Source organism: Pseudomonas fluorescens (assembly GCF_041354075.1).
GTDB lineage: Bacteria > Pseudomonadota > Gammaproteobacteria > Pseudomonadales > Pseudomonadaceae > Aquipseudomonas > Aquipseudomonas fluorescens_CE.
On record NZ_JARZGC010000001.1, the window covers coordinates 414,006 to 430,406 of the forward strand.

Here is a 16,401-nt window from a genome sequence, read left to right on the forward strand (position 1 = left end):
CTTTTTTTGTTATCGCCCGCCGATCATGCCTGTTACCCGACGCCTTGCGCCAGTGCAGGCGCGCAACCTCAGCGCACTTCGTGCAGGCTATCGGCCTCGAGGGCCTTCTCCGCCGTGGCGCTCCAGCAATAGCGCACGATCTGCGATTCGTCGAAGAAGTCGGTGTTGATGATGCTGCAACGCAGGATCCATTCCCCTGAGGAGTTGAACCAGTCGTTGATCTGCGTCTTGATGTGTTGCGGCCCGCCGAGGAAGGTGTAGCTGGTCGCCGACAGCGACCACAGGAACCGCTCGTAATAGGCGTCTTGCAGGGTGTTCGTGATATGGCGATGCAACTGTTCGGTGTCGGTGAACGGCTTGCCTGACCACTTGTGCGGGATGCGCGGCCAGAAGTATTCGCCGTCCAGGCCAAACAGCGGTGGCGCGGCCATGACGATGCGGCGTAGCGCGCTGGCCTCCTTGAGTTCGCCCACGGTTTTGACCGCGTCGTAACAGGAAATGGCGCGGTGCCCGAGCCGGCGCAGCAGGACCTCGCCCAGTTGCACCGAGTCGAAGGGTTTGTTGTCGCCCAACTGGTGGAAGTCCAGCACGATGAATTCGTCGCTGTTGCGCTCCAGGAAGTTCAAGACGGCTTCGATCAGATCGTCGAGCACCCGATGGGACTGATGACCATTGTGATGGAAATAGAAGATCGGCTGGTCCCTGGCCTGCTTGAACCCCAGGCGCAGATCCAGCGCCCGTGCGCCGTTGTCCAGTTGCCAGGCGAAGGAGTCGTTCTGGCAGGTCGCCCAGTTGCCGAAGACCACTTCATGGTTGGGGGCTTTCTTGTCCATGCCGGCGTTGTGCGCGCCGGGCCAGATGATGTCGGTCAGCCGCAGCTTGTCGATGTCGGGGACGTGACTCATCCAGGTTTGTTTGTTGAGTGGCATATACATTCCTTTGTTCGAAGATTCCCGGCCTTGGGAAAATGAGTAAGCACGGCACCGCCCCCCCTGTAGGAGCGAGCATGCTCGCGAAAAAACCTGAGGATGCCGCTGGGTGTCAGATGCCCAGCGTCATCGTTGACGACCATCGCGAGCATGCTCGCTCCTACAGGGGTAGGGCGTGCACAGGTATAAGCACTGCAACAGCCAAAGCCAAGCATCCGCTTGCTACAGGAAGTATCCGTTACACCGGGCGGTTCTTGGCCTCGATCCATTGGGCCATGTAGCGGGTGCTTTTGTGCTGGTGGTGACGCAGCATGCTGCCGGTGAAGTTGTCCCGGCGAAGTTGTTCCAGGTGTTGCCGGGCATGCAGCAGCCGCTCGATCAGGGCCGGGCCGTGGATCGACTGTCGATACCGAGCGGACAACAGTGCCAGCCCGAGTTGCTGAGCGTTCTGCCACCGGGTTTCATCCCGGTACAGCTGCACCGCCTGGTCGGCGAACGCCTGGGCCGAGCGAGTCACCGCGCCGGGCCAGGCCGCCTCGCCATGCATGCCTTCCGCGCCGATGGGGGTAGTGACGTTCGGCGTGCCGCAGATCATCGCGTCGACAATCTTGCCCTTGATGCCCGCGCCGAAGCGCAATGGCGCCAGCAGCACCCGCGCCGCCGTCATCACTTGCAGCGCATCCTCGGCCCAGTTCATGACATGAAACCCCTGGGCGGCGTTGTGCAGGGCGGTCGCCTTGGGTGGCGTGTAAGCCCCGTAGATGTGCAACTGCGCGGTCGGCAACTGTTGGCGGATCAACGGCCAGACGGTGGTTTTCATCCAGAGCACTGCATCCCAGTTGGGCGCGTGGCGAAAGTTGCCAATGCTGAGGAAGTGCGCACGGGCTTCGAAGGGCGCCGGTGGCGTGCTCGGTGGTTCAACCATCAGCGGGCACCAGTGCAGCAGGCTACGTGGCACCTTGAACTGCTCGACCAGCAGCTCGATTTCCACTTCGGAAATCATCAGGTTCAGGTCACAGCGGTAGAGTGCCGCGATTTCGCGCTGGGCCAGGTCGGTCTCGGCCATGAGCTCGAATTCTTCGCGCAGGGCCGGGGCGAACAGGTCGCTGAAGTCATTGTCATCGTCACTGGCCTTCAGGCGATCCTTGAGCCGTTGATGCCGGGCATGCCGCAGGCTTTGCAGGTCCTGGGTGCCGAGCACGCGCAAGGCGTCGGGGCAGTGCTGTTCGACACGCCAGCCGAATTGCTCTTCCATCATGAATTGTTCGAACAGCACGATATCCGGGGCCAGTTCGCTGACAAAGGCATCGAAGCTGCTGTTGTTCAACTCGATCGGCACTTCGCGGATACCCAGGGCAGTCAGGTCTTCCTGATGTTCGCCGGGGCCCGCCGGGCTGCTGAAGGTCACGTCCCAGCCTTGTTCGAGGAAGGTTCCGAGCAGTTGCATCACATAGCCGCCGGCCGCCGACGACTTGGGTTCGGGCCAGACGTAACCGATGACCAGAACGCGGGTGGCGCGGGGCTGATTCATGCACAGAGTTCCTTGAAGCTGGGGCAGGGCGGAGAAAAGGGCGCAATTAAACCATAACCGCGAGCAATTCCCGGCCCTGCTCGAAGCGGTTCAAGGGTTGACGAGGATGCCGGTGACCTTGTCGCGCAACTGGTCGATGGAGAACGGCTTGCCGATGACATGCATGTCGGCGGGCACGTCAATGCTCTCGGCATAGCCGCTGGCGAACAGCACCGGCAGTGCGGGGCGTATCGCGCGTGCCTGGGTGGCCAGTTCACGACCGTCCATCACCGGCAGTCCGACGTCGGTCATCATCAGGTCGATGACCTGGTTCTTGTTGTTGAGAAACGCCAGCGCCTGTTCCCCGCCATCGGCCTCCAGCACCTTGAATTCCAGCTCATCCAGCACATCGACGATCAGCATGCGCACGATGTCGTCGTCTTCGACGACCAGGATGGTGGATTTTTCGGTGGACATAATCGGGGCTCTCAAAGTTGAATTCGCGGTGTCCGGTCGATCACAAACGCCGGGCTATAGCATGAGTAAGTTGCGCGACCCGACAAGTTCCCGTGTGCACGGGAAAAGAATTGTGGCTGGCACGCTATGAAGGATAACCGCTCCCCGTCGCTGTAACAGTCGAAATGTAGGATTTTGCGCTCAAATACGTCAGAAAAATGGATCCACATCGCTCATTTCGGGCAAACTCACCGGTTTCGAACAGACGACAGGCCTTCCCATGACCACAGCGTCTTCGGTTGATGAACAACGCTTCCGTAAACTGCTGAGCCGCAACGTCAGCCTGCCCTTGGGGGTTGGCGCGCTCAGCGCCGTATTCTTCGTCGCGCTGATCAGCTATTTGCTGTCGGTGATCCAATGGGTCGAACACACCGACCGGGTCATCAACAACGCCAATGAGGCGCTGAAGCTGACGGTCGACCAGGAAACCGGCATGCGCGGCTACCTGCTCAGTGGCGACGAGAAATTTCTCGAACCCTACGAAACGGCCAGGCCCAAGCTCGTGGTGGTGGTTGATACCTTGCTGGAGCTGACGGCGGACAACCCGGTGCAGACCGATCGCCTGCACCAGATCCAGGCCTTGCAGAAGGAATGGAGGGATTACGCCCAGCAGATGATCGATTTGCAGCGTTCATCGGGCGATTACCGCAGCGCGGTGCAGGCGGGCCGTGGCAAGCGGCTGACCGATGAAGTGCGCAAGCAGTTCGAAGAAGTGGTCGCTACCGAGCAACAATTGCGCGCCGCGCGCAATGCGGATGTGCGCAGCACCACGATCTGGAGCATCGTCCTCTATTTACTGTTCATCAGCGCAATCAGCGCCTTGCTGGCCTACATCGGCCGCCGGGATCTGATCGGCCTGTCGCAGAACTACGCCGCCAACCTCGCCGCGCAACACGCCAGCGCCCAGCGCCTGGAACAACAGGCGTGGTTGCGCAATGGCCAGACCGAGCTGGCCGAGCAGGTGCTGGGGCAACTGTCCCTCACGGAACTGGGCCGCAACATCCTGCAGTTTTGTGCGCAATACCTGGGCAGCGCTGTCGGTGCCCTCTATGTCCGCGAGGAGCACGGCGGGCTCAAGCGTGTGGCGTCCTACGGGTTATCCCGCGAACAGGAAGAGCGCGATCAGCAGCTCTACAGCGACGAGGGGATTGTCGGTCAGGTGGCTCAACAGGCCCGGCTGATCCGCCTGGATTCGGTGCCGGGCGACTATTTCAAAGTCAGCTCCGGCCTCGGCCAAGGCCTGCCGCGCAGCGTACTGGTGGTGCCGACCAGCGACGACAAACGGGTCAATGGTGTCATCGAACTGGGCTTCCTGCGCCCATTGGCCGAGCGTGACACCGAATTGCTCGACCTGATCGCCGGCAACATCGGCACCTCCATCGAAGCGGCGCGTTATCGCCAGCGCTTGCAGGAAGTCCTGGCCGAGACCCAGCAGCTCAATGAAGAGTTGCAGGTGCAGCAGGAAGAACTCAAGACCGCCAACGAAGAGCTGGAAGAACAGTCGCGGATTCTCAAGGAGTCCCAGGCGCACCTGGAAACCCAACAGGTCGAGCTGGAACAGACCAACGAACAGCTCGCCGAACAGGCACAGACCCTGGCCGACCAGCGCGACGCCATGGACCTGAAGAACACCGAACTCAACCAGGCACAGGCGCAACTGGAAGAACGCGCCGAAGAGTTGCAGCGCTCGAGCAAGTACAAGTCCGAATTCCTCGCCAACATGTCCCACGAGCTGCGCACGCCGCTGAACAGTTCGTTGATCCTGGCCAAGTTGCTGGCGGAAAACCCTCAGGACAACCTCAGCGCCGAACAGGTCAAGTTCGCCGAGTCGATCTATTCGGCCGGCAACGATTTGCTCAACCTGATCAACGACATTCTCGATATTTCCAAGGTCGAGGCCGGCAAGCTGGAAGTGCGTCCGGAGAACACCAGCGTGACGCGCCTGCTGGAGGGGCTGCACGGCATGTTCCAGCCGTTGGCAGCGGACAAGCAGTTGGACTTCCAGATCGATGTGCAGCCCGGTTCGCCGACGCTGATCTTCACCGACCGCCAGCGTCTGGAGCAGGTGATCAAGAACCTGCTGTCGAACGCGGTGAAATTCACCGAGCACGGTTCGGTCAGCCTGACCGTGGCCAACCAGCCGAACGACGCGATTGCGTTTGTCGTCCGGGACTCCGGGATCGGCATTGCCGCCGATCAGCAGGAGAGTATTTTCGAAGCGTTCCGTCAGGCCGATGGCACCACCAACCGCCGCTATGGCGGCACAGGCCTGGGCCTGTCGATTTCCCGTGACCTGGCGGCCTTGCTCGGTGGCACCATCAGTGTCACCAGCGAGCCGGGGCAGGGCAGTGTGTTTACCCTGGTGTTGCCGCAGCAGTACGTCGAATCGGGGGATACGCCGCGCGAGCCGTTGCTGCCGGTGGCGGTGCCGGCCGTCAGTGTGCAACGGGCCCCTGTGGTCGCCGTGGCGCCACTGATCGCGGAAGTCGATATCCCGCGTTTCGAAGACGATCGCGACAAGGCGCCGTTCGACAGCCGCTGTATCCTGGTGGTGGAGGATGAGCCGAACTTTGCGCACATCCTCTTCGACCTGGCGCACGAGCTGGGTTATCACTGCCTGGTGGCCCATGGCGCCGATGAAGGTTATGACCTGGCCAGCGAGTATGTGCCCGACGCCATCCTGCTCGACATGCGCCTGCCGGATCACTCCGGCCTGACCGTCCTGCATCGTCTGAAGGAGAACCCGCAAACCCGGCACATTCCTGTGCACGTGATTTCCGTCGAGGACCGGGTCGAGGCGGCGATGCACATGGGCGCCATCGGTTATGCCGTCAAACCGACCACCCGCGAAGAGCTCAAGGACGTGTTTGGCCGCCTCGAAGCGAAGCTGACGCAGAAGGTCAAGCGCGTGCTGCTGGTGGAAGACGACGACTTGCAGCGCGACAGCATCGCCCGCCTGATCGGCGACGACGACATCGAAATCACCGCGGTCGGCCTGGCCCAGGATGCCCTGGAGTTGTTGCGCACGACCGTCTACGACTGCATGGTCATCGACCTGAAGCTGCCGGACATGCTGGGCAATGACTTGCTCAAGCGCATGTCCACCGAGGAAATCTGCTCGTTCCCGCCCGTCATCGTCTACACCGGTCGCAACCTGACCCGCGACGAAGAAGCCGAGCTGCGCAAGTATTCGCGCTCGATCATCATCAAGGGCGCACGTTCGCCGGAACGTTTGCTCGACGAGGTCACACTCTTTCTGCACAAAGTCGAATCCAAGTTGTCCCATGAACGGCAGACGATGCTCAAGACCGCGCGCAGCCGCGACAAGGTCTTCGAGGGTCGCAAGGTGCTGCTGGTGGACGACGATGTGCGCAATATCTTCGCCCTGACCAGCGCGCTGGAGCACAAGGGCGCCGTCGTGGTCATTGGCCGCAACGGTCGCGAGGCAATCGAGAAACTCAATGAAGTAGAGGACATCGATCTGGTGTTGATGGACGTGATGATGCCGGAGATGGACGGTTACGAGGCGACTCGCCTGATCCGCCAGGACCCGCGCTGGCGCAAGCTGCCGATCATCGCGGTGACGGCCAAGGCCATGAAGGACGATCAGGAGCGCTGCCTGCTGGCGGGCGCCAACGATTACCTGGCCAAGCCGATTGACCTGGATCGCCTGTTCTCGCTGATTCGCGTGTGGTTACCGAAAATGGAACGCATCTAGTGGAGCGGATTTACTCAGTGGAGCCCAGCGGCGAAATCGAGCTGCGGCTGTTGATCGAGGCGATCTACCTCAAATACAGCTACGACTTTCGCGACTACTCGGGCGCGTCGATCAAACGCCGCGTCCTGCATGCGTTGAGTCAGTTCGAGTGCGCCACCATTTCGGCGCTGCAAGAGAAAGTGCTGCACGACCCGACGGCCTTCATGCAACTGCTGCAATTGCTGACGATTCCGGTCAGCGAAATGTTCCGCGACCCTTCGCACTTCCTGGCCATTCGCCAGGAAGTGGTGCCGCTGCTCAGGACCTACCCTTCGATCAAGATCTGGATCGCCGGTTGCAGCACCGGCGAAGAGGTCTATTCGATGGCGATTCTGCTGCGCGAGGAAGGCCTGCTCGATCGCACCATCATCTACGCCACCGACATCAACCCGCGCTCGCTGGACAAGGCCAAGCAGGGGATTTTCTCCATGGAGAATGTCCGCGCCTACACGGCCAACTACCAGCAGGCCGGTGGTCAGCGCTCATTCGCCGACTACTATACTGCCGCCTACGGCTACGCAATTTTCGACAAGAGCCTGTGTGAAAACGTGACCTTCGCCGACCACAGCCTGGCGACTGACAGCGTATTCTCTGAGACTCAATTAATTTCTTGCCGTAACGTGTTGATTTATTTCAATAAAAAGCTACAGGATCGGGCCTTCGGACTGTTCCATGAGTCCCTGTGCCACCGTGGGTTCCTGGTGTTGGGCAGCAAGGAAACCCCGGATTTTTCCAGCTTCGGCAACCAGTTCGAACCGTTGGTCAAACAAGAACGGATCTACCGTAAATCATGAGCAGTGCAGCGGATTTGCCACGGGTGCAGGCGATCGTGATCGGCGCCTCGGCTGGCGGCGTGGAAGCCTTGCTGGGCATTCTCGGCCCGTTGCGCGAGGGTTTTGTGTTGCCGATCATCGTGGTGCTGCACTTGCCCGATGAACGACGCAGCCAGTTGGCCGAGGTGTTTTCCCGGCGGGTGTCGATGCGCGTCGAGGAGGCCGGCGACAAGACGCCGGTCGAAGCCGGCACGCTGTATTTCGCCACGCCGGGTTATCACCTGTCGGTGGAGCAGGACCGCAGTTTTTCCCTGAGCCAGGAAGACCGGGTGCATTATTCACGGCCGGCCATCGACTTTCTGTTCGAGTCAGCGGCCGATGCCTATGGCCCGTCTCTGGCAGCGGTGCTCCTCACCGGTGCCAACCGCGATGGTGCCCGGGGGCTGGCGCAGGTCAAACAGCGCGGTGGCCTGACCATCGTGCAGGACCCTGGCGAAGCCCAGGTCGCAACCATGCCCCTGGCGGCGCTGGAAACCCATCAGCCTGACCATGTTCTCCCTATCCACGGCATTGGCCGTCTGCTCGCAGAGCTGGAACGAATCGCATGTTAAGTGACATCCAAGCCAAACTGCTGATCGTCGACGATCTGCCGGAAAACCTGTTGGCCCTCGAGGCGCTGATCAAGCGCGAAGACCGTCAGGTCTACAAGGCCTTGTCCGCCGACGAGGCGCTGTCGTTATTGCTGCAACACGATTTCGCCATGGCCATTCTCGACGTGCAGATGCCTGGCATGAACGGTTTCGAGCTGGCCGAATTGATGCGCGGCACCGAGAAAACCAAGCACATCCCGATCGTATTCGTCAGTGCCGCCGGCCGTGAACTGAACTACGCGTTCAAGGGCTACGAAAGTGGCGCCGTGGATTTCCTGCACAAGCCGCTGGATATCCATGCGGTCAAGAGCAAAGTGAGTGTCTTCGTCGAACTGTACCGTCAGCGCAAGGCGATGAACCTGCAGGTCGAAGCGCTGGAGCGGAGTCGTCGGGAACAGGAGGCGCTGCTCAATCAACTGCAAAGCACGCAACTGGAGTTGCAGCAGGCGGTGCGCATGCGTGACGACTTCATGTCGATTGTCGCCCACGAGGTGCGTACACCGCTCAATGGCCTGATCCTCGAAACCCAGTTGCGCAAGATGCACCTGGCTCGGGATAACGCCGGGGCGTTCACCCTGGACAAGATGCAGGCGATGGTCGATCGCGACGAACGGCAGATCAAGAGCCTGATCCGCTTGATCGAAGACATGCTCGATGTGTCGCGGATTCGCACCGGCAAACTGTCGATTCGACCGACACGCTTTGATCTTGCGGTGCTGGTTCGCAACTTGTTACAGAATTTCGCGCCACAGATCGATGCCGCCGAATGCACGGTTTCTCTGGACGCCGAGCAGCCTGTGCTGGGTAACTGGGACGAATTCCGCATTGAACAGGTGATTTCCAACCTGCTGACCAACGCCTTGCGTTACGGTGCCAAAAGCCCGATCCATGTGAAGGTGTACAGTGAGCAGAACCAGGCGCGGGTGGAAGTGCGCGATGCCGGCATCGGTATCGACGAAGAGAACCAGAAGCGTATCTTCCAGCAGTTCGAGCGGGTGACGGCCAAGCACGCCGTCGCCGGGCTGGGCCTGGGGTTGTTTATTTCAGAACAGATTGTGACCGCCCATGGCGGCACCATAACCGTCGACAGCCGGATTGGCGAAGGCGCCCTGTTTCGCGTTTGTCTGCCGCTGTAGGAAAACAGCCGAATGAACGCAACCTCTGATCGACCCCACGGTCGTATCAGCAGCTATTGACCGAACAAAGGCTTCCCATGAGTGAAGATGCACAAGACGTCGTACTGATCGTCGAAGATGACCCCTCGATCCTGATGGTGCTGGCGGCCTATCTATCGGGCGAGGGCTACCGCGTGCTGCAGGCCGAAAACGGCGAGCAGGCCTTCGAGATCCTGGCGAGCAAGCCGCACCTGGACATGATGATCACCGATTTCCGCCTGCCGGGCGGGATCTCCGGCGTACAGATCGCCGAGCCTGCCGTGAAGCTGCGACCGGAGCTCAAGGTGATCTTCATCAGCGGTTATCCGCAGGAAATCCGCGAGACCGACAGCCCGATCACCCGCAGGGCGCCGATTCTGGCCAAGCCGTTTGATCTGGATGTGTTGCAGGAATTGATGCAGGACATGCTGGAGTAAGCCGGCTGAGGATCGTCAGCCGCTTCTCCATTCATCCTGGCATGACGCGTTGAACCCGAGGGCGCCGCCTGGTCCGTGCGCCCTTCACTCAAACCCGAATCATCTCCCGCACCTTCGCCGTCAGCAGATCGAAGGTAAACGGCTTGGTGATCATCTGCATGCCGGGGTCGAGGAAACCGCCGCGTACGGCGGCGTGTTCGGCGTAACCGGTGATGAACAGCACCTTGAGGTCGGGCCGGTATTGCCGGCCGATTTCCGCCAGTTGTCGGCCATTCATGCCGGGCAGGCCGACGTCGCTGATCATCAGGTCGATGCGTTGCTCGGAGTCCAGGATCGGCAGCGCACCATCGGCGTCGGCGGCTTCGACGAAGGCGTAACCCAGATCACTCAATACGGTGCCCACCAGCACCCGTACCGCCGGATCATCCTCGACAATCAACACGGTTTCGCCATCCTGGGCGAACAAGGCGTTGTGCGCATCAGGTGGACTGTCCTGATGCAGGGCGTCACGCGATCGCGGCAGGAACAGGCTGACCGTGGTGCCTTCGTCCACGACGCTGTCAATGGCGACATGCCCGCGCGATTGCTTGCTGAAACCGTAGATCATCGACAGGCCCAGGCCTGTGCCCTGGCCGATGGGCTTGGTGGTGAAAAACGGGTCGAAAGCACGGCTGATCGTGTTTTGGGGCATCCCGCATCCGGTGTCAGTGACGCTGAGCAGCACGTAGTCGCCAGGTTCGAGGTTGGTGTGGGCATCGGTGAAGTGACGGTCCAGGTGCCGGTTATCGGTCTTGACCACCAGCTTGCCGCCGTCCGGCATGGCGTCCCGGGCATTGATAACGAGGTTGAGCAGGGCGCTTTCCAGTTGATTGCGGTCAGCTTCGGCGACCCAGAGCGTCGGGTTGAGCTGCATCTCCAACTGAATGCTTTCATCGATACTGCGTTGCAGCAGTTCGCCCATGGACTGCACCAGTGCGTTCATTTCCAGGGGTTTGGAGTCCAGCGACTGGCGTCGGGAGAAGGCCAGCAATCGGTGGGTCAGGCCCGCCGCGCGGTTGGCCGAGGTCACGCCCAGGTCGATCAGGCCATCCAGATCCTCGGTGCGCCCGCGTGCCAGGCGTCGGCGCAGCAGCTCCAGGCTGCCGATGATCCCGGTCAGCATGTTGTTGAAGTCGTGGGCAATGCCGCCGGTGAGTTGGCCGACCGCTTCCATTTTCTGCGACTGGCGCAGCGCTTCTTCGTTGTGGCGAAGTTCGGTGGTGCGCTCCTCGACCTGCTGTTCCAGGGTTTCGAGGGTGGTTTGCAGGCGCAGCTCGCTCTGGCTCAGATCGATCAGCCGGTCCCTGGCCTCGTACTGTCGTCGACGTCCGCGCAAGGCGGTGGTCACCAGGCTGATCAGGGTGACAGGATGAAAGGGACGTTCGAGGAACGTGACGTTGCCCAATTGCGGGCCCATGCGCGATGCAGGGTTCTGTTCGGGACCACCGTGGTGGGTCATCAACACAATGGGCAGGTCGGACCATGCCGGTTGCTGTTCGATCAGGCCGAACAGCGGTTCGATGTCGCTGCCCAGCAACGCTTCGGACGCGATCAACAGCAGGCCGGCGCCATTTTCCAGTTCAGCGCAAAGGCCCGCCAGATCGCGGGCGATGACCCCGTCGTACCCGGCCTCTTTGAGCATCATCAGGGCAATCTGGCTGTCGCGTCCCAGCGGCGCGAGAATGATCGCGCGCTCGGAGGTCGCGCCAAGGATAGTCAAGACGATTCACTCTGGAGCAGGGGCTGGCCCTCACCAACGTAGGTGGGCACGCCGCGCAATACACCCTGGAAGGCCTCCAATGGCTCGCCAATGGTCATGCCATGGGAGCTGATGCGGTATTCGCGGATGGTCGACTCATGGCTGCCCGTGCGTTTCTTGATGATCGAGATGGCCCGGCGCACCTTGCCCAGTGCTTCGAAGTAACGCAGCAGGATCACGGTGTCGGCCAGGTAGGTGATGTCCACCGGCGCTTGCATGTCACCGACCAGTCCGTGCTGGGCGACGGTCATGAACGTCGCGGCACCCTGGCGATTGAGGTACAGCAGCAATTCGTGCATGTGCAGCACCAGGGCGTTCTCTTCGGGCATGGCCGCCTGGTAGCCGTTGATGCTGTCGATGACGACCGTCTTGATGCCCCGTTCGTCCACGGCACGGCGCACCCGGTGGGAGAATTCGCCGGGGGACAGCTCCGCTGCGTCCACCTGCTCGATCAGCAGGTTGCCAGTGGCCTGCAGGGCTTGAAGATCAATGCCGATGTTGTTCATGCGCTCGAACAGCAAGCCAAGCTCTTCGTCGAAAATGAACAGCGCAGCCTTTTCTCCACGGGCCACGGCGGCGGCGGCGAAAACCATCGAGATCAGCGATTTGCCGGTACCGGCCGGGCCAAGGATCAGCGTGCTGGAACCCGTTTCTATACCGCCGCCCAGCAACGCGTCCATTTCCTTGATGCCGCTGGTGAGTTGCGTGCGCAGGTATTTGCCGCGATGTTCGGCGGCGACCAGGCGCGGGAACACGTGCACGCCGTCACCCATGATGGTGAAGTCGTGAAAACCGCCGCGGTACTTTTGCCCGCGATATTTCACCACCCGCAGCCGGCGCCGTTCCGCGCCGTAGTCGGGGGTCAGTTCTTCCAGGCGAATCACCCCGTGGGCAACGCTGTGCACGGTTTTGTCGAGGGACTCGGTGGTCAGGTCATCCAGCAGCACCACCGTGGCGTCATAGCGCACGAAGTAGTGCTTGATCGCGAGAATCTGCCGGCGGTAGCGCAACGAGCTTTGGGCCAGCAAACGGATTTCGGACAGGCTGTCGAGTACCACGCGGGTCGGCTTGACCCGCTCGACCACTTCGAAGATCTGCCGGGTGGCTTCACCGAGCTCCAGGTCCGAGGAGTACAACAGGCTTTGTTGGTGCTCGGCATTGAGCAGGCTTTCCGGCGGCGTCAGTTCGAAGATATGGATGTTGTCATCCAGATCCCAGCCATGGGACAACGCTCCCTGGCGCAATTCGCGCTCGGTTTCGGACAGGGTGATGTACAACGAGCGCTCGCCGGCTCGGGCGCCGGCCAGGAGAAAATGCAAAGCGACGGTGGTTTTGCCGGTACCGGGTTCACCCTCCAGCAAAAACACATGACCGCGTGACAGGCCACCGGCCAGGATGTCATCCAGGCCTTCGATGCCTGTAGCGGCTTTTGCACTGGTCAACTCGTTAGATGTATTCAAAAAACGCCCTCTGATGACTAGGGGAAGCGAGGCAGCAGGCGTGATGCGCCTGAAAGACTGTCTGATTGTCTTGACCATTGGCCGTGACAGGGGTTCCAAGGTTTAGCGGGAGATTTGCGGGTCAATCGCAGCCGCTGCGAGGGTGATGGCTTTCGCGGGCGCCACTTTACCTGTAGGAGCGAGCATGCTCGCGAAAAACGCCGGGCCACCGCGGGCATTCAGGCCGCCCGCGTCATCGTTGACGACCATCGTCGGAACGCCGCCCGGAGCGTGCTCGCTCCGACAAGTTACAGGCCTTGCTGCAGGGCCGGGTCGTCGGGGTTGAGCTGTTCCAGTTGCGCCTGCAGGATCTGCACGTTCTGCAGTTGGCCGCTTTCCTTCCAGTAATTGATCAACAACACCCGCGCCTTGCGATCGGCCGGGTGGCGCTGGACGATCTCTTGCAGTTGTTTCTGCGCGGCTTCCAGTTCCTGCTCGCCATGCAGGGTCGTTGCCAGGTCGTAGCGGTAATCCTTGTTGTCCGGGTCCAGTTCCACCGCCTTGGACAGGCCGAGCAGGGCGTACTCGCTCTGGCCATGGTGCAACAGCCACAGGCCCAGGGCATGTTGCAGGTACGCGGAATCGGGCTGGGCTTTCAGCTGTTTGGCCAGCAACAGGCGCGCCGCTTCGCTCTGGCCTTGCTTGTCGAGCACTTCGATCTGCATCACCAGCGCCGGCAGGTTGTCCGGCGCCAATTGCAAGGTCTTGTCCAGCGCCTGTTGCGCCGCCTGGTATTCACCGTTGTGCAGGTGCAACCGGGCGAGCTGGTATTGGTTGTCGGCGCTCTCGGGGGCTTGCAGGAGCACTTGTTCCCAGGCATCGATGGCTTGTTCCAGCGGCCCGAAATACAAACCCAGCTCATCCGGCGACAACCCGAGCAAGGCGTTCACCGCCGCCAGCCGGACACTCTGTTCGCTGTCATCGAGCATGGGGCCCAGCAGCAGGCTGCGCTGGCCGTTGGGCACCAGGGCGCTGATGCTTTTGATGGCGGCGATCCGCACTTCCGGTGCCGGGTGTTGCAGGTCGGCGTCCGCCAGTTTCAAGGCCACGGAGCTGGGGTAGTTCGGCAGTTCGGCGTGCAGCCACACCCGGCGCTTGGGCGAGAGGTCGGGACGGCCCAGTTGCTGATAAAGCACCCGCGCCGCCCCCGGCTGACCAGCGCGCGCCTGGGTCAGCGCTTCGCTGTAGCCGCGCCTGATCGCTTCCGGCACCACAGGCGCGGTGCTGCGCAGGAACCACCAGGCCAGGCCGAGGGCAAGCAGGGCGCAGAGCGCGATGATCAGGAGGCGGCGGGACTGGGGCATGCAAGGTTCCGGGAGCTGGCAGGCTGTTACAAGGCTGCCAGCTTCGGTCAGGCCGGGCCGTGAGTCAAACCTGGCGGTGCTGAAAGGGCTTCATTCAAGCAGTTCCCTGCGGTCGCGAAATTGCGCCAGTGCCTCGGGGTTGGCCAGGCGTCGGTATTTTTCACCGGCTGCCCATGCACCACATTGCGCACCGCCAGCTCGACCACCTTGCCGCTGATGGTGCGAGGGATGTCGCTGACCGCGACAATCTTCGCCGGCACGTGCCGGGGCGTGGTGTTGGCCCGGATCACCTGGCGGATCTGCTGTTGCAGGGCTTCGTCGAGTTCAACGCCGTCCTGCAAGCGCACGAACAGCACCACCCGCACGTCGTCCTGCCACTGCTGGCCGATGGCGACGCTGTCGAGCACCTGCGGGACTTTCTCCACCTGCCGGTAAATCTCCGCCGTGCCGATGCGCACACCGCCGGGGTTGAGCACAGCGTCCGAACGACCATGAATCATCATCGCGCCATGGGCCAGTTGCTCGGCGTAATCGCCCTGGGCCCAGACGCCCGGAAACAGGCTGAAGTAGGAAGCCCGCAGCTTTTCGCCGTTCGGATCGTCCCACAGGCCAACGGGCATGGCCGGGAAATGCCGGGCGCAGACCAGCTCGCCTTTTTCGCCAATCACCGCACGACCGGCATCGTTCCAGACCTCGACCGCCATGCCCAGGCTCTTGCCCTGGATCTCGCCACGCCGTACCGGCAGCCACGGGTTGCCGTTGACGAAGCACGAGATGATGTCGGTGCCGCCGGACATCGACGCCAGGCACAGGTCGGTCTTGAGGTCGCGGTAGACGTAGTCGTAGCTTTGTGGCGACAGCGCGGAGCCGGTGCACAGCAGGGTTTTCAGGCTGCCCAGATCATGGCTGTGCCGGGGTTTGACGCCGGCGCTTTCCAGGGTTGCAAGGAATTTGGGGCTGGTACCGAACACGTTGATGCGCTCGTCGTCGATCAGGTCCAGCAAACGCTCGGGGCCGGGGTGGAACGGTGAGCCGTCGTAGAGCACCACTGCGCTGCCCACGGCCAGGGCTGACACCAGCCAGTTCCACATCATCCAGCCACAGGTGGTGTAGTAGAACAGGCGGTCGCCGGGGCCGAGGTCGCAATGCAGGCCGTGTTCCTTGACGTGTTGCAGCAGCACGCCGCCGGTGCTGTGGACGATGCACTTGGGTACACCGGTGGTGCCGCTGGAATAGAGGATGTACAGCGGATGGGCGAAGGGCACGGCGACGAAATCCGGCTCGCCGCCTGGTGCGTAGAAATCGTCCCAGAGCGCAACGTCGGCGGGGGTGTGGAAGTCGTCGATGCGCGCCTGGGGGCAAGCGTACGGCACGACAATCAGCTGTTGCAGGGTCGGCAGGCGTTCGAGGATTTCGTTGACCTTGGCGCGCTGGTCGTTGTCCTTGCCGGCGTAGCGGTAGCCGGCGCAGGTGATCAACACTTTGGGTTCGATCTGGCCGAAACGGTCGATCACGCCCTGGGTGCCGAAGTCCGGCGAAGAGCAGGACCAGATCGCCCCGAGGCTGGTGGTGGCGAGCATGGCGACGAGGGTCTGCCAGGTGTTGGGCATGCACGCGGCCACGCGGTCGCCGAGGCCGACGCCGGCGGCTTTGAGGCTGTTCTGCAAGCCGGCCACATGTTCCGCCAGCTCGGCCCAGGTGAGCTGTTCGCGCTGACCGTTTTCAGCGATGGCAACGATGGCCACCGCATCGTCGCGACGGCGCAGCAGGTGTTCGGCGAAATTCAGGGTAGCACCGGGAAACCACTGGGCGCTGGGCATCTGCTGGCCTTCGATCAGCACGGCATCCGGCTGGGTGTGGAAGCGGATGTCGAAGAAGTCCGCGACGGCCTGCCAGAAGTCTTCGCGCTGGTCGATGGACCATTGGTGCAGGCTGGCGTAATCGGTGACGTCGAGGTGGTGACGTTCATTGATCAAGCGCCGGAAGGCTTCCATGCGGGATCCGGAGATGCGTGTGGCGTCGGGTTGCCAGAGAATGTCGGACATGGGTTGCCTCTTGTTATTTGTTTGCAGGT

The 16,401-nt window shown here is 61.7% G+C and carries 11 protein-coding genes and 1 pseudogene; 5 read left to right on the forward strand and 7 right to left on the reverse strand.

The genetic code is table 11. From position 1 onward, the window contains the following. Window positions 1-68: 68 nt before the first annotated feature. The 3 genes from QIW53_RS02075 to QIW53_RS02085 all read right to left on the reverse strand — a co-directional run bounded on the left by QIW53_RS02075 (window position 69) and on the right by QIW53_RS02085 (window position 2,916). Entirely contained in the window at window positions 69-929 is an 861-nt protein-coding gene (locus QIW53_RS02075) for a phospholipase (protein ID WP_371048034.1), read from the reverse strand. 238 nt (window positions 930-1,167) lie between these two features. Further along, complete coding sequence (locus QIW53_RS02080) at window positions 1,168-2,460, reverse strand: glycosyltransferase (RefSeq protein WP_371048035.1); 1,293 nt, start codon at window positions 2,458-2,460, stop codon at window positions 1,168-1,170. 90 nt (window positions 2,461-2,550) lie between these two features. Further along, window positions 2,551-2,916: a response regulator gene (locus QIW53_RS02085; RefSeq protein ID WP_371048036.1), complete on the reverse strand. Its 366-nt coding sequence runs from the start codon at window positions 2,914-2,916 to the stop codon at window positions 2,551-2,553. 259 nt (window positions 2,917-3,175) lie between these two features. Here QIW53_RS02085 and QIW53_RS02090 point away from each other — a divergent pair, with 259 nt between their 5' ends. The 5 genes from QIW53_RS02090 (at window position 3,176) to QIW53_RS02110 (ending at window position 9,726) form a co-directional block, all read left to right on the forward strand. Next, window positions 3,176-6,673 carry a response regulator gene (locus QIW53_RS02090; protein WP_371048037.1) on the forward strand — a complete coding sequence of 1,166 codons (3,498 nt, stop codon included), beginning with the start codon at window positions 3,176-3,178 and terminating at the stop codon, window positions 6,671-6,673. Beyond that, window positions 6,673-7,506: a CheR family methyltransferase gene (locus QIW53_RS02095; RefSeq protein ID WP_371048038.1), complete on the forward strand. Its 834-nt coding sequence runs from the start codon at window positions 6,673-6,675 to the stop codon at window positions 7,504-7,506. Before QIW53_RS02090 ends, QIW53_RS02095 begins: the two co-directional genes overlap by 1 nt. Continuing rightward, window positions 7,503-8,096 carry a chemotaxis protein CheB gene (locus tag QIW53_RS02100; RefSeq protein ID WP_371048039.1) on the forward strand — a complete coding sequence of 198 codons (594 nt, stop codon included), beginning with the start codon at window positions 7,503-7,505 and terminating at the stop codon, window positions 8,094-8,096. The genes QIW53_RS02095 and QIW53_RS02100 overlap by 4 nt, the downstream gene beginning before the upstream one ends. Beyond that, window positions 8,090-9,271, forward strand: coding sequence for a hybrid sensor histidine kinase/response regulator (locus QIW53_RS02105; protein WP_371048040.1), 1,182 nt, complete (start codon window positions 8,090-8,092; stop codon window positions 9,269-9,271). Before QIW53_RS02100 ends, QIW53_RS02105 begins: the two co-directional genes overlap by 7 nt. A gap of 77 nt (window positions 9,272-9,348) precedes the next feature. Next, on the forward strand, window positions 9,349-9,726 hold the full coding sequence (locus QIW53_RS02110) for a response regulator (protein WP_371048041.1): 378 nt from the start codon (window positions 9,349-9,351) through the stop codon (window positions 9,724-9,726). An 88-nt stretch (window positions 9,727-9,814) separates the two neighbouring features. Here QIW53_RS02110 and QIW53_RS02115 read toward each other — a convergent pair whose 3' ends face one another. The 4 genes and pseudogenes from QIW53_RS02115 to QIW53_RS02130 form a co-directional block, all read right to left on the reverse strand. Continuing rightward, window positions 9,815-11,485 (reverse strand): response regulator, encoded by a 1,671-nt coding sequence (locus QIW53_RS02115; protein WP_371048042.1) that lies wholly within the window; start codon window positions 11,483-11,485, stop codon window positions 9,815-9,817. Next, the gene (locus QIW53_RS02120) at window positions 11,482-12,984 is read right to left on the reverse strand and encodes an ATPase domain-containing protein (RefSeq protein WP_371048043.1); all 1,503 of its coding nucleotides are present in this window, start codon (window positions 12,982-12,984) and stop codon (window positions 11,482-11,484) included. Before QIW53_RS02120 ends, QIW53_RS02115 begins: the two co-directional genes overlap by 4 nt. Before the next feature lie 287 nt (window positions 12,985-13,271). Beyond that, entirely contained in the window at window positions 13,272-14,327 is a 1,056-nt protein-coding gene (locus tag QIW53_RS02125) for a tetratricopeptide repeat protein (RefSeq protein WP_371048044.1), read from the reverse strand. A gap of 90 nt (window positions 14,328-14,417) precedes the next feature. Continuing rightward, window positions 14,418-16,372 (reverse strand): annotated as a pseudogene (locus tag QIW53_RS02130) (acetoacetate--CoA ligase). Between the last annotated feature and the right edge of the window lie 29 nt (window positions 16,373-16,401).